Here is a 25,042-nt window from a genome sequence, read left to right as displayed (position 1 = left end):
GGTCAGATGCGCAGAGGATGAAGTCCCGCGAATTCGTGGCGATGTCAGTCCCGCGCCCGGGCCTACCCCGTCTTGGTACCGGTGACGACGGCGAGCGCCTCGACGAGGCGGTCGAGATCGGCCTCGTCGGTAAAGAGCGCCGGCGTCACACGGATGCATTGGCCCTTGGCGACGCCGGTCCGGCGCACCGTCATGACCTTGTGGCTGTCCCTCAGCTTCACGACGATCGCCTCGTTGTCCGCCTTGCTGGTCTTGCCGGCGAGACGGAAGGACGTGATCGCGCCATATGAGCCGACCTCATCCGGCGTCAGGATCTCGATGTCCTTGAATCCGCGGGCGCGGCTCACCCAGTAATCACGCAAATAGCGGAGGCGGGCTTGCTTTGCCGCGGCGCCGATCTGCTGATGGAGCGTAACGGCCGCGGGCACCGTCAGCACCGTCGCGAAATTGACCGTGCCGGTGTGCACCCGCGAGCGGATATCGGTCTCCGCAAAATCCTCGTCGCCCATGTCGCGATCGATGTCGGCGAGGCGATCCTTCCTGATGTAGAGGAAGCCCACGCCGAGCGGCGCGCCGATCCATTTGTGCAGGTTGAAGCCGACGAAATCGACGTCGAGCTCGCCCACCCTGAAGTCGATCTGTCCCCAGGAATGGGCGGCGTCGACGATGGTGTCGATGCCCTTGGCCCTGGCCATGCGGGCGATCTCGGCGACCGGCATGACGAGGCCGGTGCGATGGCTGACATGGGTGAGCAGGAGAAGCCTGGTCTTGGGATTCGCCTCGAGGGCACGGGCATAGGCGTCGAGCACGGCCTGGCGGGTGGCCGGCTCCGGCACATCGAACCTGACCACGTCGACACCGCGACGCGCCTTAAGCGCGTTCATCGCGTACTGCATCGAATCGTAATCGAGGTCGGCGTAGAGCACGCTGTCGCCGGGCTTCAGCTTGTTGTAGCCGCCGATCAGCAGCTGCAGCGCTTCGGTCGCGCCGCGGGTGAGCGCGATCTCCTCGGGCGCCGCGCCGATCGCTTGGGCCACCTTGATGCGCACGGCCTCGAAATCCGCACCCGCGCGCTGCCGCGCGTAGTAGGTGTTCTGATAGTTGACCATGTCGGTCTGGCGAATGAACTCGCGCCTCACCGGCTCGGCCATGATGCCCCAGAAGCCGTTCTCCAGATTGACGACATCCGGCGTCACGGCATAGAGCCCCCTCACCGCCGTCCAATAGGCATTGTCGGTGGCGATGGCGGCCGCCGCTCCGGTCGGCTGTGCCGGCAGCCCGTCGGCTGCCATGGCCGGTGCCGCCAGGGACGTCACGGCTGCGGCCGCGAGGCCCTTCAGGATCGACCGGCGGTCGGACGACGTTGTCTCATTCAGATGCATATCAGCCCCCCACGATGCGCGGCGAAGGGAGCAGCGATCCATAGAGCGCGCATGACGAAGCGATGACAGTTCGATGATGCCCGGCGCGCCCGGTTACATCCCGGTCATTGCGCCGTCGATCATCCCTGCGCCGATGTCACCGGCCATTCCGAGACGTCCGCCATCGAAAGCAATTCCAGCTTCGCGGACGACTTTTCCAGCAACCCGGCTTGCGCAAGGCGCCGGGGATCATTGCGATAGTCCTGGAAGTCCGCATCGGATGCGAAGCTGACGATGTGCACCTCGATCGTGCCATCCGGATTTCGAAGACGACGCTCCACACGCCCGTTGAACGCAGCGAGTAGCGGCAAGACGGCATCCTCGTAGGCGCGGAAGGCCTCGATACCCTCAGGCGGTATTCGGGCAATGAGCACCAGCGTTACGGAGTGAGCTTGACAGGTCATCGCCGCAATCCCGAGCCGAGATAGTCGCGCATTGGAGACGCTGCATCCTGCGGTCGCCGCCTCACGGCGTCAATGACGGCTCGAATGCAAGGCCGATTCTTCGAGACGCCCGCTTCGGGCGGGCTCCCGGGGATAAGGACCTGCTTCGGGTCGTAAGGGAGCCGACTCGCGCGATCTTAGAACAAAGCGGCGTTGAGGGCCTGTCCGTAGATCATCGCGGCCACGAGAGAGAGCAGCAAGCCCGCGCCCGAGAAAATCACGAGCACCTTTACGGTTTCGACATCAACGTTGGTTCTCGTCGCGCGGGATATCGCCTTTGCCAGTGCAGCCATCATCGCCAGCTCCGAACCAGGCCGCGCGGAGGCGGGCCCTGGTTCATCTAGCGTCATTCGGCGCGTTCGCGTGTGAAGCAGATTACAGGTGCGCTTGCTGCGCCTCAGGCACGAGCCGCAGCCTTGCCACCGGTCGTCATCGTCAAACCGCCCTGCTTAACGCGCTGCCCTCAGGGTGAGGCGCCACCGAACCCGCCGGCGCGTGATTGACGACGAGACCGGTCGGCACGGTGCCATACCTCGACAGCGCAGCGGTGACCCGCCGCATCGCCGCCGAACCGAGCTCGCCGGCGCGCACCACCGGGATGATCAGATCCGCGTGCGCGGCCAGCGCGATGGCGTCGGGCTGCAGGGCGAGATTGCTCGCATGGACGACGATCAGATCGAATTCCGAACGAATATCGTCTTCTAGCCGCGCGTCGGCTTTTCTGCCGGCGCTCAGCAGCTCGTCGATCGACTGCAGCCCTGCCGTGGTCGAGCCGTCCTGCCATTCGGTCACAGGAGGCTGGTGACCGGCGAATTCCGGCTGGAGCCGGATCAGCACGCTCATCATGCCCCGATTCACCGCCGCGCGATTGAGCGAGCGCGCAACGGTGTTGCCGCCGGCACCTTTGCCGACCGACAGCACGAGGGCGACCTTGCAGCCACGCACCGGCGCGCGATCGATCCGCTCGAGAAGCGGACGCAGATATGCGCCGAGATCGAGCTCGGCCGAGGCAGTGATCGGCCTTTGCCACACAGTGGTGGCCACGGCGCCAAGCCCCAGATCGGGAATGCGGGCCCAGACAGGCAGGTTCGGCATCGCCTCGGGCTGGCGCGCGGCCGGAGCCGGACGCTGGACTTGCCGATCGGGTACGTCCGCCGCTTCCGCACGCGCAGGAGCTTGAGCAGGAGCCTCGGCAGGCGCGGGCCTGTCGGACATGTTTCCCATCGCCGCAACGGCGGCCGTCGAGGTCAGGATCGAGCCGATCGCGAGCGCCGCGAGCAACAAGGCGAGGGGCGGACGCGTCGAGCGCATCGGCGGAATGGCGAGCGAGGCGATCTTGGTCTGGGAGCTCTGCAGCTGGCGCTGCTCGCTGGTCGTCTTGAACCGCGACAGGAACTGCTCGTAGATGTTCTTGTTGGCATCGGCGTCGCGCTGCAGCTCCTGCAGCTTCACGAGCGCCTGGCCGTCGACCAGCATCTGGGTCTCGACCGTCCTGAGCTGCTTTTCCAGCGCGGTTTGCTGCTCCAGCTGAGCCTCATATTCGGACTTCGCCGTGTCGATGTTCTTCTTCCGCTCGACCTCGATCTGCCTGTTGATGTCAGCCAGCTGGCTGTAGGAGATCGCGAGGTCGGGATGGCGGTCGCCGTACACCGCTTTCTTCTGCGCGATCTGATCGTTCAGGGTCGAGCGCTGCGCGCGCAGCATGCTCAGGAGGTCCTGCTTCACCGGACCTTCGACATTGGCCTTGAGATCGCGCTGCACCTGCTCGTAACGCGCCCTCGCTTCCTCGGTGCGCGCGCGAGCGGCGGAGACCTGCTGGTTGAGGTCGGTCACCCGCAATTGCTGGGTCGTGGAATCCTTGCCGGCATTGAGGATCTTGTGCTCGAACCTGAAGGCGGCAACCGCATCTTCCGATGCGCGCAGGCGCTCGTTCAATGCCTTCAGCCGGTCCTTGAGCCAGTCGGCCGCCTCGTCCGTCGCCTCGGTGCGGACACGGCCTTGGCTCGTGACGAACGCCTCGGCGATGGCATTGGCGTAATGCGCAGCCCGTTCCGCATTGTTCGAGGTGAATGAAATCGCAATGACGTAGGTCAGCCCGCGGCGCGAGATATCGAGACGGTTGCGGAATTTTTCGAGCAGGCGCGTCATGTCGGTGTAACCGCCCGCGATGTCCGGGTCGTCGGCGATCTTGAGCTGCTCGATCAGGGGCCGGAGAAAGCCGTCCGATTTGGCGATCTCGATCTGGCTCTGAAGTGCCGCGGCATCCTGGCCGATGCCCGGCAGCACGTCCTGCTCCGAGGTGACGCGCAGCTCGCGGGGATCGAGGACGACCAGGGCTGTCGCGGCATACCGGACCGGCAAGACCATCAGGGCAATGACGCCCAGGGCGAACAGCGCCAGCGCCAGCGTCAGGATGCGCCGGCCATTCTCGCGCAGGAAGGAGAGCGCACCGGTGACGGTCAGCGATCCCTTGATCTGCGCCGGAGCAGCGCCGTCAGGCCTCGCCGTCGCAGCCCGCGGCGCTTCCCACGAAGCCGCAGACTCCGTCGGGGCGATGCTTCGCGGAGATGCGCCTCTACCGAACGCCATAAGGTTGGACTCGAAATCAACTGACAGCCCCGTTCAGAGGCTTGCCACACCGTAAATATCCATGGTTAACCGGTGGTTACGCCGGGCGCGCCGTGGCTGGTGAACAATCTGTTAACGCGCGCGCCTCATGCCAGTCGTCACGATTGCAGCCGCACGTTCATCAGTTCCGACGAGGTCGGAACGGATGAACCGACAGGGCGCGATGACGTTGGTCCGGGGCCCTTACGAAGGTTTCGCCAGGCTCGCGTCCGGCCAGGTCACATAAAACTCCTGACCATGGATCGACCCAAAGGCCTGACTGATGCCTTTCGCCTGGATCTCAAAGTAGAGCTTCTTGTTGTTGATGCCGCTCCAGCCTACGCCGCCGAGGAGGTTTCCGCCGCTGTAGATATCGTAGTCAAACGATTCGTAGCCGATTTCGGGCACGTCGCTTGCCCGCTGGATCTTCAACGTTCCGTTGGCAAGCGCGTCGTTGAAGCCAGGCAGATCCTTCCAGCTCTCCATGCCGAACTGGAGGACCGTTCGCTCAAAATCTGCATCGCTCAATTCGACGCCCTCAATGCGCACCGCTGCATCCGCGCCGAACCTCTTCAGATATTCGGCCTGATCCTTCGGAAGCTCGGAGAGCTTCATCATGGGCGATTCGACAAGGCCTTCGCGCGCACGAGAGAGAGTGACAGCCCCGCCAGCAGAGCTCCCTCCCTTCGCCGCGGCAGCCTTTCCGTTGACGAGTGCGGCGATCTTCAGCAGCGCGTCAGACACGCCCGGCGCCAGGCGAGACGACACAGCGTTGACATGAGGGATGACGCTGGCGGGACTTGATTCGGGCTCGGCAGCCGTCTGAACGTTGGCGGCTTTCAGGATGGTGAGCGCTGTCGCGCCGACGGAATTGATGGCAACCATGTGGCCTCCTGGTCTGTGTTACCTGGACGCCCGCCAATCATTGCCGGGTCACAAGCAGGGGGCTGGCCTCATGCCAGTCGTCACGATAGCAGCCGCACCTTAGTCAGTTTCGACCGACCGAAGCGGACGCATCGATAAGGAACCATGTCGCGGTAGACAGGACTCCCGGTCGCACTCATCGCACTCACGGCTGATCAACCTCAGGGCGCGAAGCCGAATCAGTGCCCGCAGGCTAACGGTTCCGGTCAAGGCCGCACAATCTGCGAAATTGCAAGTCAGCCCCCGATAGTGAATCGACCGTTAAATGGCGGGGCGGTGCTCCGCCCCCCGCCTGACGTGCCGCCGAGACCTGAACGATGGCCCGGATCGCGCCGAAGGCAGCACTTTGCTGCGTGCGTGTAGCTTGCCCACGCTCAGATCGATCGATGCTTCCGGACCAGGGCGCGTCCAAATGACGCGCCGCGAAGATCCCGCACAAAGCTGCGAACCGTTTGGCGGAGTGGATTGAATCAACGGCTCCGCACCAGCTCCCGTCACTACCACAACCTAACCGGGAAGCCCGGAGAACTGATGACTGGATAAGACTGGGGGCAACGCAAATGTTTCCGCCGATCGAAGAAACCCTCGCAAACATTGCAGGCTCGACGACTCTCGATGAACTGAAAACCGTGCTGGCTCGAATTTCGAGAGATTATGGCCTCACGCTCGTCGCGTACAACGCCGCACGCCGACCCGAGACGACGGATGCGCGCAACCCGATCCTGTTGTACTCATCCGAGGATGACCTGGCAGAACAATACCTCAAACACGATGGCCTTCAGGCAGCCCCCCTCTTTCAAAACGGCCGGAGCGATTTCTTGCCGCTCGACTGGGACGATGCCGCCCCGGAGATGCAGGATGCACGAGCGTCCTTTCGCATGGCCGGCTCTCGCGGCATGACGATCCCGATCCGAGGACCCGGCGGCGAGCATGCACGCCTGTCGATCGCCTCGAACGTCACCACCGACACATGGGCCAGCCGGCGGATGACCTATATGCGGGATTTTCTGATCATCGCCCATTTCATTCACGATCAGGCAGTGCGGCTCGCAGGCTTGCGACCACAAGGGCTCGAACGATTGCTCTCCGCGCGTGAGCGGGAGACTCTTCAGCTCGCCGCGCGCGGCTTCAGCCCAAAGCAGATCGCCGCCGACCTGCATCTGTCACCGACCGCCGTCCGCCTCTATCTGCAGGGCGCGCGCTCAAAGCTCGAATGTGCGACGCTCACGCAGTTGATCGCCAGGGCCGTCAGCCTCGAGATCATTCAAGCCTGACGCGGGACGCACGCTCGATCTGTCTTCGAGACGCGTATACTTGCGCACGACATCGAACCAAGGCGAGCATGTCAAGTTTTATTATCTCAGATTGTGAAGCACGGGCATGATCTTTTAGCTCTCCGCCGGATGCTGCGGCTCGCGGCTTTCCAGTTTTGTCAGCGGAGAAGACATTGTGAAAAATATCCTGCGCTCCATCCTGCCCGCCCTTGTCGCCGTCGCGGCCTTCGCGACAACGGCCCACGCCAACGACACCATCACCATCAACTGGAAGAACAACACCGGGTTCGGCATGGGGCGTGACTTTACACCGGCATACAACGCCTGCAACGGCGGCACTTGCACTATCCCGCATGACATCAACAACGGCACGACCGGAGTGCTCACGCACACGGCCGCGAGCACCCAGTACATTCGCACCATGAGCACGCGGTTCTACTATATGGACGGTCTCACGAGGAAGTCGTGTCAGCTCGTGGTTAGCGCCTACGGACCGAACAGCACATTTCCGGGGCCAGGATGTGAGGACAAGAGCATCACCTTTTCTAAGGGCAATGGTACTGGCAATAGTCCAAGCTGCCAATATGCGCTTGTCAGTCAAGACCTCAAGACCTGTACGTTCGTCTATAACGTCACCACTACGAACTAGAGATGGTGCCGCTGTGGGTGTCTCGTAGGCACGAGACGCTCGCGCCGGACAATCCGAATAAGCTAGCAATGTTGCAGCAGCGCGGTTCACCCGTGGTGCTGCAGCATCGCGATCATCTGGCCGGCCTGCTCAATCGTTCGTACGATCGAAAGCGTTCATTGGTCCAAGGCCTTCACCGCGGTTCGCAGCCCTATCGTCACCGAGGTCACGCGGAATGCTGAGCATTGCCCGCGCCAGCAAGAGCTACGCCGGAGTTGCGGGCGGCGCGCCCGTGCTGAGGAACGTCACGCTATTGATCAACGCCGGAGACATGTGCGCGCTGACAGGCGCGTCGGGCTCGGGCAAAACGACGTTGATGAACCTGATGGGGCTGCTCGACCGGCCCGACAGCGGCGAGATTCATCTGAACGGAATATCCGTTGCAAGCCTGCGCGAGGACGACGCGGCCCGGCTGCGCAACCGGCACATCGGCTTTGTCTTCCAGTCGTTCCATCTGCTGCCGCGCCTGTCCGCACTCGACAATGTGGCGTTGCCGCTGCTGTATCGCGGTGTCGCGGGCGCGCGGCGCCGGCAGGCTGCCGCCGTCGCTCTCGATCGTGTCGGCCTTACGGATCGTCTGACGCACCGCCCCGATGAACTCTCCGGAGGGCAGCGCCAGCGGGTGGCCATCGCCCGCGCCCTGGTGGGCGAGCCTGCATTACTGCTTGCGGACGAGCCGACCGGCAACCTTGACAGCCAATCCGCCGACGACATCCTGGGCCTATTCCTGTCGCTGAACCGAGAATCCGGGGTCACAATGGTGATCGTGACCCACGATCCCACGCTCGCGGCGCGCTGTCCCCGGCGCATCGTCATGCGCGACGGCGGCGTCGTCGACGACAACAGGGGTGAACTCCGCTGCGTCGGGGCGACGGCATGAGCGGTGATCGCATGATTCTGCGCGAGCTCGCTTTCGACGCCGCCTCGAACTTGCAGGCACTCAAGGGCCGCACCGTCCTTGCGCTGGTCGGCATCGCGATCGGGACAGCCGCCGTGATCGCGATGCTTCACATCGGCTACAATGCCCGCAAGGAGACGATGCAGCAATTCGACGTGCTCGGCATCGACCTCGTGAACGTCACCCCGGGATCGGACGGAACGAAAAATGCCGTGATCCCGTTCGACGCGGCTCGTGACGTCAGCGGCGCCGGCATCGGCGTAATCGCCGCGGCTCCCCTCATCCTCACGGGCACGTCCGTCAGGATCGGCCGTTCCTCGCTTCAGGCCAACCTCGTCGCCGCGACGGACGGGATCTATTCGCTCGCCAAGGCCGAGATCGCGACGGGACGAAGGACGTCCGATCTCGACGGCTTCGCGCCGTTCGCAGTGCTCGGGGCCGATCTCACCAAAGACATCGCGGCGAGCACCGGCAGGCCGGTCAGGATCGGCGACCAGATTTCACTCGACGGCCAGGTCATGACCGTCATCGGCATCCTCGCCAGCGTCTACTCCAATATGGTCCTCAACCTCGATCTCAATCGATCCGTCATCATTCCCTATGCGGCCGCACGCCGCCTGATCCCGTCTCCTCAAATCACCAATGTCGCGGCACGGATCGACATCGCGCGTGACGATGCGATCGTATCGGAGAAGATCTCCGAATATTTCGGCTCGCGCATGCGAGGCAGCGGCGTGAGCGTGCAGACCGCGAGGCAACTGATCGCAACCCTCGACCAGCAGATGCGCATCTACGGGCTTCTGCTGCTGGCGATCGGAACGGTCTCGCTGGTGGTGGGTGGCGTCGGCGTGATGAACGTGATGCTGATGAGCGTGATGGAGCGGCGGCGGGAGATCGGCATCAGGCTGGCGATCGGAGCCCGGCGCCACGATATCCGCGTGATGTTCCTGGTCGAGGCCTTGCTGCTGTCGGCGGCCGGCTCGGCGATCGGCACAGTGCTGGGGACGCTGACCGGCTGGCTCTTCGCCAGATCATCCGGCTGGTCCTTCGCTGTCGCGCCGGTCGCATTGCCGCTTGGAGCCGGCATGGCGCTCGTCGTCGGCCTGTTCTTCGGAAGCTATCCCGCAGCACGCGCCGCCCGGCTCGATCCGATTGCCGCCTTGAGGACCGACTAAATGGGCGCGCAGCGGAAGCGTTGGCTCGGACTTGCGCTCGCGATGATGCTGGCGACCGCCTTTCCGCATCTCAGCGCGGCCGCGCAGGAGGCCCGATCAAAATCCACCGTCAAGGCCCGGCGCGCCAGTCCTCCGTCAGCTGCCCTGACGCCGGCCGTCGAGACAGACCCAAGGGCGGCAGGTACTTCCCTCACCGTTGCAGATGCGATCGCCATTGCGATGCGCGACAACAGGACGATCCGCAGCGCCTATATCGACAGGATCGCGCAGAAGTTCGATCTGAGGGTGGCCGAGGATCGGTTCACGCCGCACGTCTCGATCAACGGGGGCGCGACCCGTCAGCAGATTGCCGGCATCAACACGACGAGTGCCGAGATCACGCCGACCGCCACGGCCCTGCTGCCGACGGGGGCGACGTTCGGCCTGGCCTGGGCGAACCAGATGAGCGATACGGCCGGCATTGTCACGCGCAGCTCCATCGCGGAGCTGACATTGTCGCAACCTCTGCTGCGCGGAGGCGGCATCGATGTCAACATGGCGCCGGTGCGAGCCGCCCGCCTGACGGAGAAGATCAACCGGCTGCGGCTGAAGGCGACGATCTCGGAGACCATCGGCCAGGTCATCTTCGCCTATCGCGCTCTTCTTCAGGCCCAGGAAGAGCTGAAGCTGGCGCAGACATCCGTGGGCCGCGCGCAAGAGCTCGTCGACATCAACCGCACGCTCATCACAGCGGGGCGAATGGCCGAAGTCGATATCGTGCAGACCGAGGCCGACCTCGAGAACCAGCGCATCCGCGTGCTCGAGGCGACGAAGACGCTGGATTCGGCGCGGCTGCAATTGCTGAACCTTCTGTCCATCGATCTTGGAGCCGCGATCGTGGCCAGGGAGAGCACCGATCCGGCGAGGATCGCGACCAGTCTGTCGCGGCTGATGCAGATCGCACTGGCCCAGCGCCCGGACTATCTCGGGCAGGTTCTCGTCGTCGAGCAAAACAAACTGGGCATCGTCGTCGCCCAGAATGAACGGCTGTGGGACCTGTCGGTATTCGCAAGCGGGCGGTTCGGGCGCGAGACGACGACAGGGGGCGGCACTTTCGCCGCCGAGCGGATCTCCGACGTGACGGTCGGCGCGGCATTCAGCGTTCCGCTCAACGATCTGCGCCGCGAGCAACCTTTCGTGCAGGCGACCTCCACATTACAGACGTCGGAGTTGCAGCTCGCGAGCATCCGCCAGGGCGCGGAGCTCCAGGTCCGCGGTTCGGTGACGGACGTGGACATCCGCTGGCGGCAGCTCGAAGTGGCGCGCCGGGCCCGCCAACTGGCATCCCGGGCCGTGGACATCGAGAAGGAGAAATTGAAGGCCGGCCGCTCGGCCAATTTCCAGGTGCGAGGACTGGAAAACGATTTGCGATCGGCCGAAAGCCAGCAGCTCGGCGCCATGATCGGCTACCTCAACGCGCTCACGCTTCTGGATATCCAATTAGGGACGACACTGGAGACATGGCACATCGCGTTGAAAGACTGACCGTGAACGCCGGGACCCGCGACGCCGAGGAGACGAAGCGCCCGGAGCGCGCGCGCGTGGCCGGACCTGTCCCACGACGAATCAAACGCATGACGATCGCGGCCGCCCTGCTTGCCATTGTCGCATTGAGCCTGACCGCCTGGTTCTGGCAGAACAGCGCCTCGCCGCCGCGGAGCGCGTCCGAGTCGACGCCGGTCCGCACCTTCACGGTCGCGCCAAGCGCGGTCGTTTCGCGCCTGACGCTGACTGGCACTTTGCGAGCCGGAAAGGTGGTCCCGATTGCGGCGCCGTTCGACGGCCCCATACGCGAGCGCAGGGTGCAGCTGGGCGATCGCGTGGTTGCCGGCGACACAGTTCTGGTCATGGACCCCGGGGAAGTGCAAAGCCGTTTTCGCGACGCGCAGGGATCCCTGCTCAAGGCCAGCATGGCGCTCGACGTTCTGCTCCATTGGGACACCAGTCCGGATGTCACGCGCGCCAAGCGCGCGCTCGAGGCCGCAGACGCAGCACTTGCCGTCCTCGAACGTCAGGTGACCGAGACCAAGGCCCTGTTCGACCGTGGGATCGTCTCGCGCAACGAATTCGACGGGCTGGTGCAGCAGCGGGATGCACAACGGGTCGCTGCGGTCGGCAGCCGCCTCGACCTGCAAACGACGCTCGCGCGCGGCAACGCCGAAAATCGCCAACTTGCGGATCTGGAAATGAAGAACGCGCAGGCCAGATTGGCGGACCTGAAGCAGCAGGTCGACGGCAGCACCGTGCTCGCACCTTCGTCGGGTATCCTGGTCCGCCCGCCCGCCACGACACCGAGCGCTCAAGGCTCGCTCTCGACCGAGCCCGGAAGCCGGGTCAGTCGCGGGCAGGCGCTGTTTTCCGTCGCCGATCTTTCGACGCTGCTCGTGGTCGGCAGGATCGACGAGGTCGATGTCAATCGCGTGCATGTCGGCCAGACCGCGACGATCACCAGCGACGCCTTCGCCAGTGAGATCGCGGGACGCATCGTGGGGGTGAGCGCCGAAGCAAATACCGACCAGGGCGGCAATCCCGCTCCGTCATTCGAGATCCGCGCGGCCATGTCGGTGGAAGCGGCGCGGCGCGAGTTGGTACGCCTCGGCATGTCGGCGCGGATGACAATCGAGCTGAGCGCGAACGCAAAGGCGCTGGTCGTTCCCATCGAAGCCGTGGGCGGCACCCGTGAGGAGCCCAGAGTCAGAATCCGGGAGCCAGAATCGGGCCGAGAGTTCGACCGGCGTGTCGTCTTGGGAACAACCACGGAAACCGGCGTCGAGGTGCTAAGCGGTCTGGGCGCAGGGGAGGTTCTCCTCCTTGTTCCCTCGTCCGGTATCGGACGTGTCTCCCAGCCGGATCCGCCGCGGTGAGCTGCGTAGAGACCACGCGCTTGTCGATCTCGCCGGCAAGGTGAAGGCTTATCTGGCGCGCCATTCAGAATAGAATCACGAACTCATACACATTTGAAATTGCTCGCGATTTTTCTCACCTCAATGATTCGGTGGCCACCGACCTCGGCCTCGCCGCTGCCGTCGGGAATTTCAGCACGCCTCACAACAGCGTGCGCCTTTCGCTCCGGGATCGTAGTATTGTCATCGGAAACCGCCGACGCACGAGACCGGGGATTTTGCGTATCCACGCGATCGCGGCGCTCGACGAGATGAACTCCAGAATTAGGCTGATGATCGCGACTGCGGTCGGACGGCGCGGCAAATGGAGGACATGATGGCGTGGCGTGACGACAAGGCCCGGGCAACCCTGATCCGCGACGCAGCAGGCAGCGTGCCGCCGGGCAAGAGCCCGCGGGCCTTTGCCGAGCCCTTGTTCGGCTACAGCAATATCGAGGATCTCGACAATTACGATGCCGCCTCTCTCGCCCTCCTGGCGGAGCACGCCTGGGAGCATGTGCAGCGGCGCACGTCGGGCAGCGCCGATATCCGCGTGGTCAATCCGACATTGCCGAACGGGCGCGAGATTTCCGTGCTCGAGATTCTCAACGACAACATGCCTTTCCTGTACGACTCCACGATGGCGGAGCTCGCCGAGCAGGGCATCGAAGTCAGCCTCGTCGCCCACCCGATCATCGCCGTGGAGCGCGATGCCGAGGGCAAGCTGCTGCGGTTCTACGGCGAAGCACTGCCGGAAGGAGCCAAGGGCGCGCGCGAAAGCCTGATTCACCTCCACATCACCCGCCTGGATGCCGACGCCGATCGCCAGAAGCTGATCGACGGACTCACCAGGGCGCTGAACAACGTCCGCGCCTGCGTCACCGACTGGCGCGCCATGCGTGACCGCGTCGAGGAGGCAATCAAGACGTTCTCCTCCAATCCGCCGCCGCTGCCGATCGACGAGGTCGCCGAAGCCAATCAGTTCCTGCAATGGCTCTGCGCGGACAATTTCACCTTCCTCGGCGTGCGCGAATATCGCTTCTCGCCCGACAGCGATGCGTCCGACGACATCATGACCGGCGAAGGCCTCGGCATCCTGCGCGATCCCGACGTGAAGGTCCTGCGCCGCGGCAACGAAATGGTGGTGATGACCTCGGAAATTCGCGAGTTCATGCACGAGCCGACCCTGCTGATCGTCATCAAGGCCAATGTCTCAAGCCTCGTCCATCGGCGGATCCGGATGGATTATGTGGGTATCAAGCTCTATGCACCCGACGGCCGGCTCGAGGGCGAATTGCGCGTCGTCGGCCTGTTTACCTCCGGCGCCTATACCCGCTCGGTGCGGCAGATCCCTTATGTGCGCCACAAGGTTTCGCGGGTGCTGCAGCGCGCCGGCTTCGACCCGAACGGCCATTCGGGCAAGGCGCTCATGCATATCCTCGAGGATTATCCGCGTGACGAGCTGTTCCAGATCGACGTCGACACGCTCTACAATTTCGTCATCGAGGTCCTGATCCTCTACGAGCGCCCGCGCGTCCGGGCGCTGGCGCGGGTCGACAAGTTCGATCGCTTCGTCTCCATTCTCACCTTCATTCCGCGCGACAAATACGACACCGACGTCCGCACGCGCGTCGGAGCCTTCCTGGCGCAGGTCTACAAGGGGACCCTGTCGGCGTCCTACGTCTCGTTCCCTGAAGGCGCGCTTGCGCGCGTCCACTTCATCATCGGGCGCTATGAAGGCAAAACGCCCGTCGTCGAGCGCGCCGCGCTCGAAGCCGGCATCAGCGCCATTGCCGCGACCTGGATCGACAAGCTGAAGGCCGCGCTCACCGCGTCGACCGACGGCATGCGGGCGCGCATGATCGCCAACCGTTATGCCCAGGCCTTTAGCGGCGGCTATACCGAGGTTTTCACGGCGGAGCAGGCCATCGCCGACATCGCCACCATCGAAAGGCTGACGCCGGCCCGCCCGGTGACGATTTCGGTGCACCGCGACAAGGGCGAGGACGATCCCAGGCGCTTCGGCCTGAAGGTGTTCTCCGACGCCGCACCGCTCTCGCTGTCCTATCGCGTGCCGGTGATCGAAAATCACGGCCTGCGCGTGGTCGACGAACGCACCTATCAGATCGTGCCCGGCAACAGGCCGGAGCCGGTCTGGCTGCACGAGATGACGATCGAGACCAGCGACGGCCAGCCGATCGAGATCAACCCGGAATTCAGCCATCGCCTGGAAGCCTCGATCATGGCCGTGGTCACGGATCGCGCCGAATCCGATGGATACAACGCCCTGATCCTGCGCACCGCGCTGGGCTGGCGCGAGGTCTCGACCATCCGGGCGCTGTCGCGCTATCTGCATCAGATCCGCGCTCCGTTCACCCAGGATTACATGTGGGAGACCTTGCGCAAGAACGCCGCGATCACTGCCACCCTCGTCGCACTGTTCCAGACCCGTCTCGATCCGCGCCTCGTGCTGACCGATCGCGAGCGTTCGGCACGCGAGACGGCGCTGCTTGCCGAGATCGAGGAGCAGCTCCAATCCGTCGCCTCGCTCGATGAAGACCGCATCCTGCGCCGTTTCACCAATCTGGTGCAGTCGACCATCCGCACCAATCTGTGGCAGATCGGCGAGGATGGACAACCGCGTCCGGTGATCTCCTTCAAGTTCGACGCGCGGCGGATCGACGACTTGCCGGCACCGCGGCCTCTCTACGAGATCTTCGTCTATTCGCCGCGGGTCGAAGGCATTCACCTGCGCTTCGGCAAGGTCGCGCGCGGCGGCCTGCGCTGGTCCGACCGGCCGCAGGATTTCCGCACCGAGATCCTGGGTCTCGTGAAGGCGCAGCAGGTCAAGAACGCCGTGATCGTGCCGGTCGGCGCCAAGGGCGGGTTCGTGCCCAAGCGCCTGCCGCCGCCGTCGAATCGCGACGCCTGGCTCGCGGAAGGCACCGAGGCCTATCGCATCTTCGTGCGCTCGCTGCTCGAGCTCACCGACAATCTCGACGGCGACGTCGTCGTGCCGCCCGATTCCACGATGCGCCACGACGGCGACGACCCCTACCTCGTGGTCGCCGCCGACAAGGGCACCGCCACCTTCTCCGATGTCGCCAACGCGATCTCGGCCGAGAAGAACCATTGGCTCGGCGACGCCTTCGCCTCCGGCGGCAGCCAGGGCTACGACCACAAGAAGATGGGGATCACGGCGCGCGGCGCCTGGGAGGCGGTCAAGCGCCACTTCCGCGAGCTCGGCACCGACATTCAGACCATGCCGTTCACCGCTGCCGGCGTCGGCGACATGTCCGGCGACGTCTTCGGCAACGGCATGCTGCTGTCGCCGGCGACAAGGCTCGTGGCGGCGTTCGATCACCGCGACATCTTCATCGATCCCTCCCCCGACCTTTCGACCAGCTTCGCCGAGCGCAAGCGCCTGTTCGACCTGCCGCGATCGAGCTGGCAGGACTACAACAAGGCGCTGATCTCGCAGGGCGGCGGCGTGTTCTCGCGCACGCTGAAGGCGATCCCGCTCGCACCGGAAGTCCGCAGCCTGCTCGATCTCGACAAGGAGCAGGCCACGCCGTTCGAGGTGATGACGGCGATTCTGAAAGCGCGCACGGACCTGTTGTGGTTTGGCGGCATCGGCACCTATATCCGCGCGTCGGCGGAGAGCGACGATCAGGCCGGCGACCGCGCCAACGATCCGATCCGCATCGCAGGCACTGACGTTCGCGCCCGGGTGATCGGCGAAGGCGCCAATCTCGGCGCCACCCAGCGCGGCCGCATCGAAGCGGCGCAGAAGGGCGTCAAGCTCAACACCGACGCCATCGACAATTCGGCCGGCGTCAACACCTCCGACGTCGAGGTCAATATCAAGGTCGCGCTGGCGCGCCCCGAACGCGAGGGACGCCTCAGCTTAGCCGACCGCAACAGCCTGCTTGCCGCGATGACCGACGAGGTCGGCACGCTGGTGCTGCGCAACAACTATCTGCAGACGCTGGCGCTCTCGCTCGCCGAGCGCAAGGGCGTGGCCGAGACCGGCTTCCTCACCCGCCTGATGCAGTCGCTCGAGCAGCGCGGCCTGCTCAGCCGCGCCGTGGAGTTCCTGCCCGACGACGCCGCGCTCACCGAGCGGACACGGCGCGGCCAGGCCCTGACACGGCCCGAGCTTGCCGTGCTGCTCGCCTACGCCAAGCTGACGCTCTACGAGGACCTGCTCGTCACCAGCGTGCCTGATGATCCTTATCTCGCCCGCAGACTGTCGCTGTATTTTGCGCGCGAGGTCCCCGATAAATTCCCAACCGCGGTCGAGCTCCATCGCCTGCGACGCGAGATCATCGCGACCAGTCTCGTCAATGCCGTGATCAACCGCGGCGGCCCGGCGTGTATCGTGCGCCTGACCGACGAGACCGACGCCGATATCTCCACCATCGTCATGGCGCAGGTGGCGGTGGACGCGATCTACGAGCTCAGGCGGCTCAATGACGCGATCGACGCGCTCGACACCCGGATTGACGGGCAGGTGCAGCTCGGCCTCTACGCGGCGATCCAGGACCTCCTGATTTCCCGCATGGTCTGGTACGTGCGCAATGTCGATTTCAAGGACGGCCTCGAGGCGGTGATCGGACGTTTCGGCCCGGGTATCCGCGAGATCGCGGCCTCCCTCGACACCACCCTGCCGCCGGACCTGCAGGCCGCGCGCGGCAAGCGGCGCCAGGAACTCACCGATGCCGGCGTCCCGGCCGGCCTCGCCGGCGAGCTCGCCGATCTCGACCCTCTGATTGCGGCACCCGATATCGTGACGGTCGCCGAGCGCACCTCCCGCGCCATCGGCGATGCTGCCGCAACCTTCTTCGCCGCGGAAGCCAATTTCCGTCTCGACCGCATCATCGCGGCCGCGCGCAGCGTGCCGGCAAATGATTATTTCGAACGCATGGCGGTCGATCGCGCCGTTGAACAGATCGCCGGCGCCGAGAGAAGACTGGCCGCGGATATGCTGGCAACCGGCCAGTCCGGCCAGCAGGCTGTCGAGACCTGGCTTGCGGCTCACCCCGAAGCGGCGCGTATCCGCCGCTCGGTCGAGGAGATTGCCGCCAGCGGCCTGACGCTTGCCAAGCTGACGGTGGCGGCGAACCTGCTGGGGGATCTGGTCAAAGTCTGAGCGCGTGCGAGGCAGCGATGTGAAACTGAGCCGGCGAACGGAGGAACCCATGATCCACGCCACTTGCCACACCGCCGATAATGTCCGCTGCATCGAGTTCGATGCCACACCTTGGTTCAGCGAGGCTGACGCTCCGAGCATTGTCGATCTGGCCCGACGAGGCTGGACCAGCACGGCGATTGCAGAGTCCCTCGAGCACCGACGAGGATACGAGGGCTTGCACGATCTCGTTGAGTATGCGGCGAAGCGACTGCAATCGGAGTCCCTGGAGGACCCGACCTGGGAAACCTTCGCGTGCGTCGTCGATGGCCCCGAGGCAGTCGCCTGGCTCAGGAAGAACCGGCCCAACGTTGTGACAAGGATTCCGTAAGCCACGGGAAGCGCAGCAAAGGCCACGATCGATCGGCCGCAAACGCAGCGGAAAGGCGCGCCCGGAACGATCCGAACCCCCGACCCGATTGCGGCGTGCGAGCGCGAGGCCTATGCTGGCATCCGGCAATCACGCGGCCGCCCATCGTGCGGCGGGGCAGCATCACGGTGGATGGCTCGCATATCCATCCGAAAGGCTACGCCATGACCATTGCCCCCCATCCGCGCGCACGGCGCAGGCCTGCCACGTCTCGGGCGATCGTTTCGCCAAGGCCGTCGTGCTGCGCCATGACGGCGGCTATATGCTCGCGATCGTTCCGGCATCGCACCGTCTCAACTTGCCGGACTTGAAGGAGAAGCTCGGCGCGGATCTCGTGATGGCGAACGAAACCGAGATCCACAGGCTGTTCGCGGACTGCGCGCATGGAGCCGTTCCGGCGGTAGGCCGATGCTACGGGCTCGATCTCATCGTCGATGACAGCATCCGGGCGCAGCCCGAGATCTATATCGAAGCCGGCGACCATGAGACGCTGCTTCACCTGACGCATGCACAGTTCGAACGGCTGACGTCCAATGCGCCGCATGGACGCTTCAGCACGCACGGTTGACGCGGCATGGCGGCGGGATGATTTTTCCTGCGCCTTCATCGCGGCGCGCGTGCGGTCGCGCCCAGTTCGTAGTATAATCGCGTCACGGGGGCTGCGTTCGCAACGGAGGTCCTCCATGAAGGTCAAGGACGTGATGCACAAGGGTGTCGATTGGGTCAGCCCGGACACCCCGATCACCGAGATCGCGAAGTTGATGCAAGGGCACGACATCGGCTGCATTCCGATCGGCGATGACGACCATCTGATCGGGATGGTGACCGATCGCGACATCGTCTGCAAAGGCCTCGCGAGCAAGAACTTCAACGCCGCGCGCATGACGGCGCGGGACGTGATGACCGAAGGCATCCATTGCTGCCGGGACGACGACGATCTGGCGAAAGCCGTGCATCACATGGAGACGCTGAAAATCCGCAGGCTGCTCGTGATCAACAAGAGCAAGCGGATGGTCGGCATGATCAGCCTGGGCGATGTCAGCCAATTCGCCAGCGTTGATCTGTTGACCCAATGCGTCAAGGGCGTGTCGGCCCATCATTGATGGCGACCGCCACCCGGCGCCCGGAACTTCGTCGCATCGCTCGCAGGACCCCGCTGAGCGCGTAAGCGGGCTCGCCCGCGCAGCTAATTCTTCAATTCGTTCTTCAGCTCATTCCTGGCGTTCCGCATCTTGCTCGCTCCCCGGAGCGGGGGCGTCGGCGGGGGAGCCGGATTCGCCCAGCCTGTCATCTGCAGGCAGGTGAGCAGATCGACATAGCTTTGGATTCCATCTGCCGCAGCCTCGCCTTCGCAACTTTCACGCGCGGGACCCGGAACAGTCAGCCAGGCCGAGCTCAGCTGTTGCTGCGCAATTGTCTCGTCACGCATGCACTCGCCGGCGTCCTGCGCCAGGGCAAGCCCTGAGGCCTTGTCGTCGGCGGAAACGTCCCGGCAAAGGGCTTCCACATTGAAGATGGGCACGCGGTCTGAAATCGGAATCGCGGGCTGGCCAAGAAGCGACAGAACCAAGAGCGCTGCTTTCATAAAATCCTCCCTTGAATCGGGTTGGACGGGAAAGCTCGGGGAAGGTTAGGCTTGGTTTGTTTCCGGCCGGCTTCACCCGGCCTGCAAAGGGTTTCGTCCTTGCCCGATTGTAGGTCGGCGCCAAAAGTCTGGAAATGGCGCGCCACGGCCGATGACGAAGCTTACCCGGGTCTTCGCACGTAGAGCGAGACAAACCGGTCGATCATCGGGTTGATCTGCTCCGGCACCTCCAGCGACAGGAAATGTCCGGAGCCGACGGCCTTGGCCGTGACCAGCTGCGGGCACAGCTCCGCAAAACGATCCAGATCCGCGAGCCGATGAGCCGCTTCGATGTAGAGCACCGGGACCCGGCACGCCTTCGCGCATTCACGCGCCCGATGCACATCCCAGGGAAACAGACTTGTAAACGTGGACACCAGCACGTGCTGTGGCGTCGCCAGAAAGGTCTGTTCAACATGGGCGCGGCATCTGTCGGTCGGCAGACAGGAGTCCGCCACGATTTTCCGGACCTCGTCCGCAAAATTCGCGCCCCTTAAGCCCTCCAGATACCCGGCGAACACCGTCCCTGCCGAGGCAGGGAAGAGCACCCCTGAGTCGAGCAGCACCAGGCCTGCAGGAAAGTCCGGATAGCGGGCGGCGATTTCGAGCGCCATGTTGCCACCCATGCTTTGACCCACGATAACAGGCTTGGTGATCTGCTGTCGGTTGCACAGAAAGACGAGATCATCGGCGAAGCTTTCGATCGAATACGCCTGTTGCGGCTTGTCGCTCTCACCATGCCCCCGCAGCTCGGCATTCAATGCCCGGCCTTGACGGGCGAAATACTCCATCTGCGGCGCAAAATGCGTGCGATCTCCGCCCAGGCCATGGACGAACAGGAATTGAAGCGGTCCCGCGCCGGCAATGTCGAAGGACAGCTGGATTCCGTCATGCGCGAGCTTCATGGGTCATCTCCATATTCACCGACATGTCCAGGCGTCTCTGGCGAGCCCTTAGTCTAAGTGACGCGCCGCGGCAGATGAAGATGGGCACTATTGCTTGGCTATTCGACCATGAGACCTCAGCCAGCAATGCGCTGCGATAGATAAATCTTCGACCGCCTTCGACGCGGTGCACTCAAGCGGCCCTGTTCATAAGACGCCCGATTCAATCATCCCATCGGGCGGACGCCGCCATTGATCATCTGGTTGTATGAATCATGTTTTGATAGGTACCTTGTATTAGTCACTACCTTGCTATATGTTGCTCTGTAAGCACAAACCGCAGCAACTCGATGACCGAGTCAACAATCCAGATTCAACTCAAGAAAGGCGCGCTCGAATTGTGCGTCCTGGCGCTGCTGGCGTGCCGCGAGAGCTACGCCTATGAGATCGCGAGCACGCTAGCGACAGCCGTCGGCATGGGCGAAGGCACGATCTACCCGTTGATGCGGCGGATGCAGGATGACGGGCTCGTCGACACCCGCCTCGTCGAATCGAACAGCGGCCCGCCGCGAAAATATTACCGACTCACACCGGCAGGCCGTACCGCCTATGCCGCGCAGAAACGCGAGTGGCGGTCATTCACCGAGGCCGTCAACCAGCTGCTCGGAGACATTAGATGAACCGTATTGCTTTCCTGCGGACGCTCCGCGACGGACTGACGGGCCTCCCGGCGGACAACATTAACGACATCCTTGCCGACTACAGTGCCTATTTTGACGAGGCCCATGGCGCCGGCCGCAGCGAGGAGGACGTCGCCACAGCACTTGGTGATCCGCGGCGACTGGCGCGCGAATTGCGCGTCGAGACGGGACTACGGCGCTGGGAAAACCATCGTTCCGTGCGCAATTCCACGACGGCGTTGCTGGCGCTTGGCGGGCTTGCCGCAGTGGACATTCTGTTGCTGCTGCCGCTGATGTTCGCCGTCGGGCTTGTGCTCTTGGTCTCCGGCCTTGTGATGTTCATTCTCGGCGTTATCGGGATCGGCCTGCTGCTGAGCCTCTTCAAGGTCGTGCACTTCGCCTCGCTCACCACGATCGTCCTGCGCGCTCTCGCCGGCATCGCGCTGATCGCCGCCAGCGCGGGCATCGGCGGAATTCTGCTGCTCGCGTTGAATGGCATAGTGAGGAAGCTCGGAGGCTATGCACGGCTGCACTACCGGCTGCTCAAGCCGGAAGAGCATTCCGTCTGATGGCACGCATCAAGGGAGGAACGACTGCCATGTGCAAACTGCCCGCCGGCTCGGCCGGACTACGCATTCTCGCAGCGGCCATCGTGCTTTCGCTGCTTGTGTCCCTCGCCGCCGGCCCGTCGCCTGCGCGCGCCGATGGTCGGTACCAGGCCGGCGTCGCACGCATCACCGTACCGGACGCGGTCCCGCTTGTTGTCCTCGTGGCCTACCCGACCGACGCGGCCGAAGCCGCGTTCGAGTCCGGGCCCTTCACCATCCGAGCCCGCCGTGACGCGCCGATCGCCTTGGCGAAGGCGTTTCCGGTTCTACTGTTCTCACACGGCAACGGTCGTGGCGGAAGCCCCCTCAATCACCGCGATCTGATCACCGCGCTGGCACGACAAGGCTTTATCGTCATCGCGCCGTTCCACGCCGGGACTAAGCCTCTGCGCGATCGGCCGCGACAACTGCACGAAGCTCTCGATCAGGTTCTCGCTGACCAACGCTTCGCCGCGCAAGTGGATCGCTCGCGGCTGGGTATTGTCGGCTACTCGTTTGGCGGCGCGGTGGCGCTGATCGCCGCCGGCGCAACACCGGACTGGGCCCACCTCGTTTCATACTGCCGCGAGCGCACCGACGATCCGCGCGCCTGTGACGGGATCGACACAAATGACACTTCGCACGTAATCTTCGGACAAGCCGCCGACGTGCTCCCGCTGAAGGCGCTCGTGCTGATGGAGCCGTTCGGCGCCCCGTTCGACCGGGAAGCGCTGACCGCATTGACGATGCCGGTGCTGCTCTATCGGGCCGAGCACAGTGATCTCCGCCCGGAGGGCAATATCCTTGCGCTTGCCGCGGCATTGCCGCGCTCGCCCAAGCAGGAGAGCGTGCCGGGCGGCCATCTTGTTTTTATCGATCCCTGCCCGCCCGCGTTGGAGAAGGAAGATCCCGCCGCTTGCAGGGACGCCGCAGACGTCGATCGCGTCGCGATCCATCGCCGGATCGAAACCGAGGTGGCCGATTTTTTTCGAGACAACCTCCAGGCCCGACCACACGAATGACCGAGGAAGGCTGCACAGCGCACCATGACTTCGGCTGTGTCGTAGAGTGGCGTGGCCGCGCGTGCATCAGAGGACTTTGTCGCAGTGAAGGAGATCATCGACAATACGTGAAGCAGTGCGAAAGATCCGACCGATTAGGACGGCTAGATAGAAGCGACGGTGTCGCTCCGGGCCATCGGGGGTCGTAAGTGTTTGTCTGCACGTTGATTTGGATGGCACTGCTGCGGCACCGTATGAAGCGGCCTGGTGCCGCTCGAACCGACAAAGCATTCAAAATCAGCGTTCCGAGCGCCATCGTTCGCAGAGTAGCGTCTTGTTGCGCGTACTCGGCGCATTGAGGTGGACGCGAAAGAAGTTCGCATCATGGGATCGAAAAGCGTGCTCTTGCGCACTCTCGTCGCCGCGCCCCGCGCAAAATCGGCAGGTTTTGGAGTGCCCAGTTTTGTAGCGGAATGGCGCGCCCGGAACGATTCGAACGTCCGACCCTCAGATTCGTAGTCTGATGCTCTATCCAGCTGAGCTACGGGCGCGTTTTTCGCGAACAGTGCGGGCTGGGCCCGCAGGCAGCCTCCGGACAGCGCCGGAGGGGTGCGAAAGAGCGCTCTGACTAACCGCTCTTGCCTCGATTGGCAAGGTCCGGGGTGGGGAGATTTTACAGGGAGGTGACGATTTCCCGGGTCGGCCTCTGGCCGACCTACGCCCTCTGCCGCTCGTTGCGGATGGAGAGGAGTTCCACGGGGCGGTCGGGGATGACGATCCGGAAGGTGGCGCCGATGGTGCCCTCGACCAGATGGATCTCGCCGCCATGGGCGCGGACCAGCTCGGCGGCGATCGCCAAACCAAGCCCGCTGCCGCCGGGGCGGCCGGAGGTCTGGAACGCCTCGAACAGATGGTCCCGGGTCTTCTGGGGGACACCGGGGCCGGTGTCGGAGACCTCCAGGATGGCAACGGCACCTTCGCGCTTTCCGGTGATCCGGATCTGCTGCGCCCCGCCGTCGCCCGACGAATGGCTTTCCAGCGCCTGGGCGGCGTTGCGGACGAGGTTGAGCAGCACGCGGAAGAGCTGGTCGGGATCGGCATCGACCGCAAGCCCGCGCTCGATCGCGGCGACCCAGGCGATCGAAGCGTCGCTGGCGAGGCCCGCGGTTTCGCGCACCTCCAGCACGACAGGCTCGATCAGGAGCATGCGGCGGTCGGGCGCCGCTTCCTGGGCGCGGCCGTAGGACAGCGTCGACTGGCAGAAGGCGATGGCGCGCTCGAGCGAGCGCACCAGCTTCGGTGCAAAACGCTGCACCCGCGGATCCGGCACGCTGGCGAGCTGGTCGGACAGAAGCTGGGCCGACGCGAGCAGATTGCGCAGATCGTGGTTGATCTTGGAGACCGCGAGGCCGAGGGCGGCGAGCCGGCTCTTCTGATGCAGCATCGACATCAGGTCGCGCTGCATGTCCGACAATTCGCGCTCGGCGACGCCTATTTCATCGCTGCGCTGGCTCGGCACGATGATCCGCGCCGAGCTTTCGGGGTTTTCGTGGAAACCGACCAGGCTCGCGGTCAGCCGCCGCATCGGGCGCACGAAGAGATAATGCAGCGCGAGATAGACCAGGCCCGCGGTCAGCACCGCGATGATCAGCGCGACCACCACGACGTTGCGGGAGAAGCGATACATCTGCTGCCGCAGCGGCAGCTCATCGGTCACGATCTCGATGAACTGGGCGTTGCCGACGCCGGGTCCGACGATGCGGATGGCCTGGTTGCCGGTCTCGAGCATCATCCGGAACGAGCCGGTGATCGCCTCCCACACCGTCATGTCGCGCAGGTCGATGTCATGCTCGATAGCGGTGGGAAGGTTGTCGCTGGCGAGCAGCCGCCGCTGCTGCCCCATCTTGATGGCGACGGCACGCGCATTGATGCTTTTCAGGATCTCGCGCGACAGCGACTCGGGCACCATGCCGAGCGGGGCGGCGTCGAGCACCAGCGCGGCGGTGTTGGCCGCCGCGACGCGGTCATTGAGCCGGTTGACCCAGAAGTTGGCGATGGCGGGCACGTAGAGCAGGACGGCGGCGATCATCACCAGGGGGACGGTGAGCAGCAACAGCTTGCCGGATAGCCCGAGCCCGCTGGGCCCACGCGGCCGCATCGCCGGCTGGCCCGGCTGATCCGCATCATGGACCGGCTGGAGGTCTGTCGCTGCCACGAAGTTCGCCCCTGTTGGCTTTGTAATAGAGCCTGGCTGATGAAGGATGCGACCCGGCCGGGGGCCGGTCAAATTACGGATCGCTAATCTCTCAAGGTGGGATGTAAGGTCTGATATCGCGAGTCGCCACCTCAAGGGT

At 64.3% G+C, this 25,042-nt stretch carries 21 protein-coding genes and 1 tRNA gene; 13 read left to right on the top strand and 9 right to left on the bottom strand.

Annotation, left to right across the window (positions count from 1 at the left end; all coding sequences use genetic code 11):
- Positions 1 to 62 precede the first annotated feature (62 nt).
- From OWC48_RS08920 to OWC48_RS08900, 5 genes are all read right to left on the bottom strand, one after another.
- Positions 63 to 1,382 carry an aminotransferase class V-fold PLP-dependent enzyme gene (locus tag OWC48_RS08920; RefSeq protein ID WP_282519650.1) on the bottom strand — a complete coding sequence of 440 codons (1,320 nt, stop codon included), beginning with the start codon at positions 1,380 to 1,382 and terminating at the stop codon, positions 63 to 65.
- 119 nt (positions 1,383 to 1,501) lie between these two features.
- On the bottom strand, positions 1,502 to 1,825 hold the full coding sequence (locus OWC48_RS08915; protein WP_282519649.1) for a hypothetical protein: 324 nt from the start codon (positions 1,823 to 1,825) through the stop codon (positions 1,502 to 1,504).
- 176 nt (positions 1,826 to 2,001) lie between these two features.
- Positions 2,002 to 2,160, bottom strand: a complete 159-nt coding sequence (locus OWC48_RS08910) for a hypothetical protein (protein ID WP_166104648.1) — start codon at positions 2,158 to 2,160, stop codon at positions 2,002 to 2,004.
- 139 nt (positions 2,161 to 2,299) lie between these two features.
- On the bottom strand, positions 2,300 to 4,453 hold the full coding sequence (locus tag OWC48_RS08905) for an exopolysaccharide transport family protein (protein WP_282519648.1): 2,154 nt from the start codon (positions 4,451 to 4,453) through the stop codon (positions 2,300 to 2,302).
- 222 nt (positions 4,454 to 4,675) lie between these two features.
- Entirely contained in the window at positions 4,676 to 5,356 is a 681-nt protein-coding gene (locus OWC48_RS08900; protein WP_282519647.1) for a hypothetical protein, read from the bottom strand.
- Between the two features lie 599 nt (positions 5,357 to 5,955).
- Between OWC48_RS08900 and OWC48_RS08895 the strand changes: the two genes are divergently transcribed.
- From OWC48_RS08895 to OWC48_RS08850, 10 genes are all read left to right on the top strand, one after another.
- Positions 5,956 to 6,669, top strand: a complete 714-nt coding sequence (locus OWC48_RS08895) for an autoinducer binding domain-containing protein (RefSeq protein WP_282519646.1) — start codon at positions 5,956 to 5,958, stop codon at positions 6,667 to 6,669.
- 175 nt (positions 6,670 to 6,844) lie between these two features.
- On the top strand, positions 6,845 to 7,318 hold the full coding sequence (locus OWC48_RS08890; protein WP_282519645.1) for a hypothetical protein: 474 nt from the start codon (positions 6,845 to 6,847) through the stop codon (positions 7,316 to 7,318).
- A 214-nt stretch (positions 7,319 to 7,532) separates the two neighbouring features.
- Positions 7,533 to 8,237: an ABC transporter ATP-binding protein gene (locus OWC48_RS08885; protein ID WP_282519644.1), complete on the top strand. Its 705-nt coding sequence runs from the start codon at positions 7,533 to 7,535 to the stop codon at positions 8,235 to 8,237.
- The gene (locus OWC48_RS08880; protein ID WP_282519643.1) at positions 8,234 to 9,430 is read left to right on the top strand and encodes an ABC transporter permease; all 1,197 of its coding nucleotides are present in this window, start codon (positions 8,234 to 8,236) and stop codon (positions 9,428 to 9,430) included. The genes OWC48_RS08885 and OWC48_RS08880 overlap by 4 nt, the downstream gene beginning before the upstream one ends.
- Entirely contained in the window at positions 9,431 to 10,954 is a 1,524-nt protein-coding gene (locus tag OWC48_RS08875; protein ID WP_282519642.1) for a TolC family protein, read from the top strand.
- Positions 10,955 to 11,043: 89 nt separating this feature from the next.
- Positions 11,044 to 12,333, top strand: coding sequence for an efflux RND transporter periplasmic adaptor subunit (locus OWC48_RS08870; protein WP_282519641.1), 1,290 nt, complete (start codon positions 11,044 to 11,046; stop codon positions 12,331 to 12,333).
- A 343-nt stretch (positions 12,334 to 12,676) separates the two neighbouring features.
- The gene (locus OWC48_RS08865; protein ID WP_282519640.1) at positions 12,677 to 17,503 is read left to right on the top strand and encodes an NAD-glutamate dehydrogenase; all 4,827 of its coding nucleotides are present in this window, start codon (positions 12,677 to 12,679) and stop codon (positions 17,501 to 17,503) included.
- Positions 17,504 to 17,552: 49 nt separating this feature from the next.
- On the top strand, positions 17,553 to 17,873 hold the full coding sequence (locus OWC48_RS08860; RefSeq protein ID WP_282519639.1) for a hypothetical protein: 321 nt from the start codon (positions 17,553 to 17,555) through the stop codon (positions 17,871 to 17,873).
- Between the two features lie 112 nt (positions 17,874 to 17,985).
- Complete coding sequence (locus OWC48_RS08855; protein ID WP_282519638.1) at positions 17,986 to 18,480, top strand: aminoacyl-tRNA deacylase; 495 nt, start codon at positions 17,986 to 17,988, stop codon at positions 18,478 to 18,480.
- A gap of 115 nt (positions 18,481 to 18,595) precedes the next feature.
- Entirely contained in the window at positions 18,596 to 19,015 is a 420-nt protein-coding gene (locus OWC48_RS08850; protein WP_282519637.1) for a CBS domain-containing protein, read from the top strand.
- An 83-nt stretch (positions 19,016 to 19,098) separates the two neighbouring features.
- Here OWC48_RS08850 and OWC48_RS08845 read toward each other — a convergent pair whose 3' ends face one another.
- Both OWC48_RS08845 and OWC48_RS08840 read right to left on the bottom strand, forming a co-directional pair.
- Complete coding sequence (locus OWC48_RS08845; RefSeq protein ID WP_282519636.1) at positions 19,099 to 19,497, bottom strand: hypothetical protein; 399 nt, start codon at positions 19,495 to 19,497, stop codon at positions 19,099 to 19,101.
- A gap of 161 nt (positions 19,498 to 19,658) precedes the next feature.
- On the bottom strand, positions 19,659 to 20,441 hold the full coding sequence (locus OWC48_RS08840) for an alpha/beta fold hydrolase (RefSeq protein WP_282519635.1): 783 nt from the start codon (positions 20,439 to 20,441) through the stop codon (positions 19,659 to 19,661).
- 329 nt (positions 20,442 to 20,770) lie between these two features.
- On the opposite strand from OWC48_RS08840, the gene OWC48_RS08835 reads away from it, so the two are divergent.
- Genes OWC48_RS08835 through OWC48_RS08825 form a run of 3 tightly spaced genes read left to right on the top strand, consistent with a single transcriptional unit; the run spans position 20,771 to position 22,709 of the window.
- A complete protein-coding gene (locus OWC48_RS08835) occupies positions 20,771 to 21,100 on the top strand; it encodes a PadR family transcriptional regulator (RefSeq protein WP_282519634.1) in 330 nt (109 codons plus the stop codon).
- Positions 21,097 to 21,669 (top strand): DUF1700 domain-containing protein, encoded by a 573-nt coding sequence (locus tag OWC48_RS08830; protein WP_282519633.1) that lies wholly within the window; start codon positions 21,097 to 21,099, stop codon positions 21,667 to 21,669. Before OWC48_RS08835 ends, OWC48_RS08830 begins: the two co-directional genes overlap by 4 nt.
- Positions 21,669 to 22,709, top strand: coding sequence for a dienelactone hydrolase (locus tag OWC48_RS08825; protein ID WP_282519632.1), 1,041 nt, complete (start codon positions 21,669 to 21,671; stop codon positions 22,707 to 22,709). The genes OWC48_RS08830 and OWC48_RS08825 overlap by 1 nt, the downstream gene beginning before the upstream one ends.
- A gap of 453 nt (positions 22,710 to 23,162) precedes the next feature.
- Here the strand turns inward: OWC48_RS08825 and OWC48_RS08820 are convergent.
- Both OWC48_RS08820 and OWC48_RS08815 read right to left on the bottom strand, forming a co-directional pair.
- Positions 23,163 to 23,239 (bottom strand) — tRNA-Arg (locus tag OWC48_RS08820).
- A gap of 164 nt (positions 23,240 to 23,403) precedes the next feature.
- Positions 23,404 to 24,903, bottom strand: coding sequence for a HAMP domain-containing sensor histidine kinase (locus OWC48_RS08815; protein WP_282519631.1), 1,500 nt, complete (start codon positions 24,901 to 24,903; stop codon positions 23,404 to 23,406).
- Between the last annotated feature and the right edge of the window lie 139 nt (positions 24,904 to 25,042).

The organism is Bradyrhizobium sp. Arg816, assembly GCF_029989365.1.
Lineage (GTDB): Bacteria > Pseudomonadota > Alphaproteobacteria > Rhizobiales > Xanthobacteraceae > Bradyrhizobium.
Note: the sequence above shows the minus strand (reverse complement) of the source record. Positions and strands in the feature narration are given on the sequence as shown.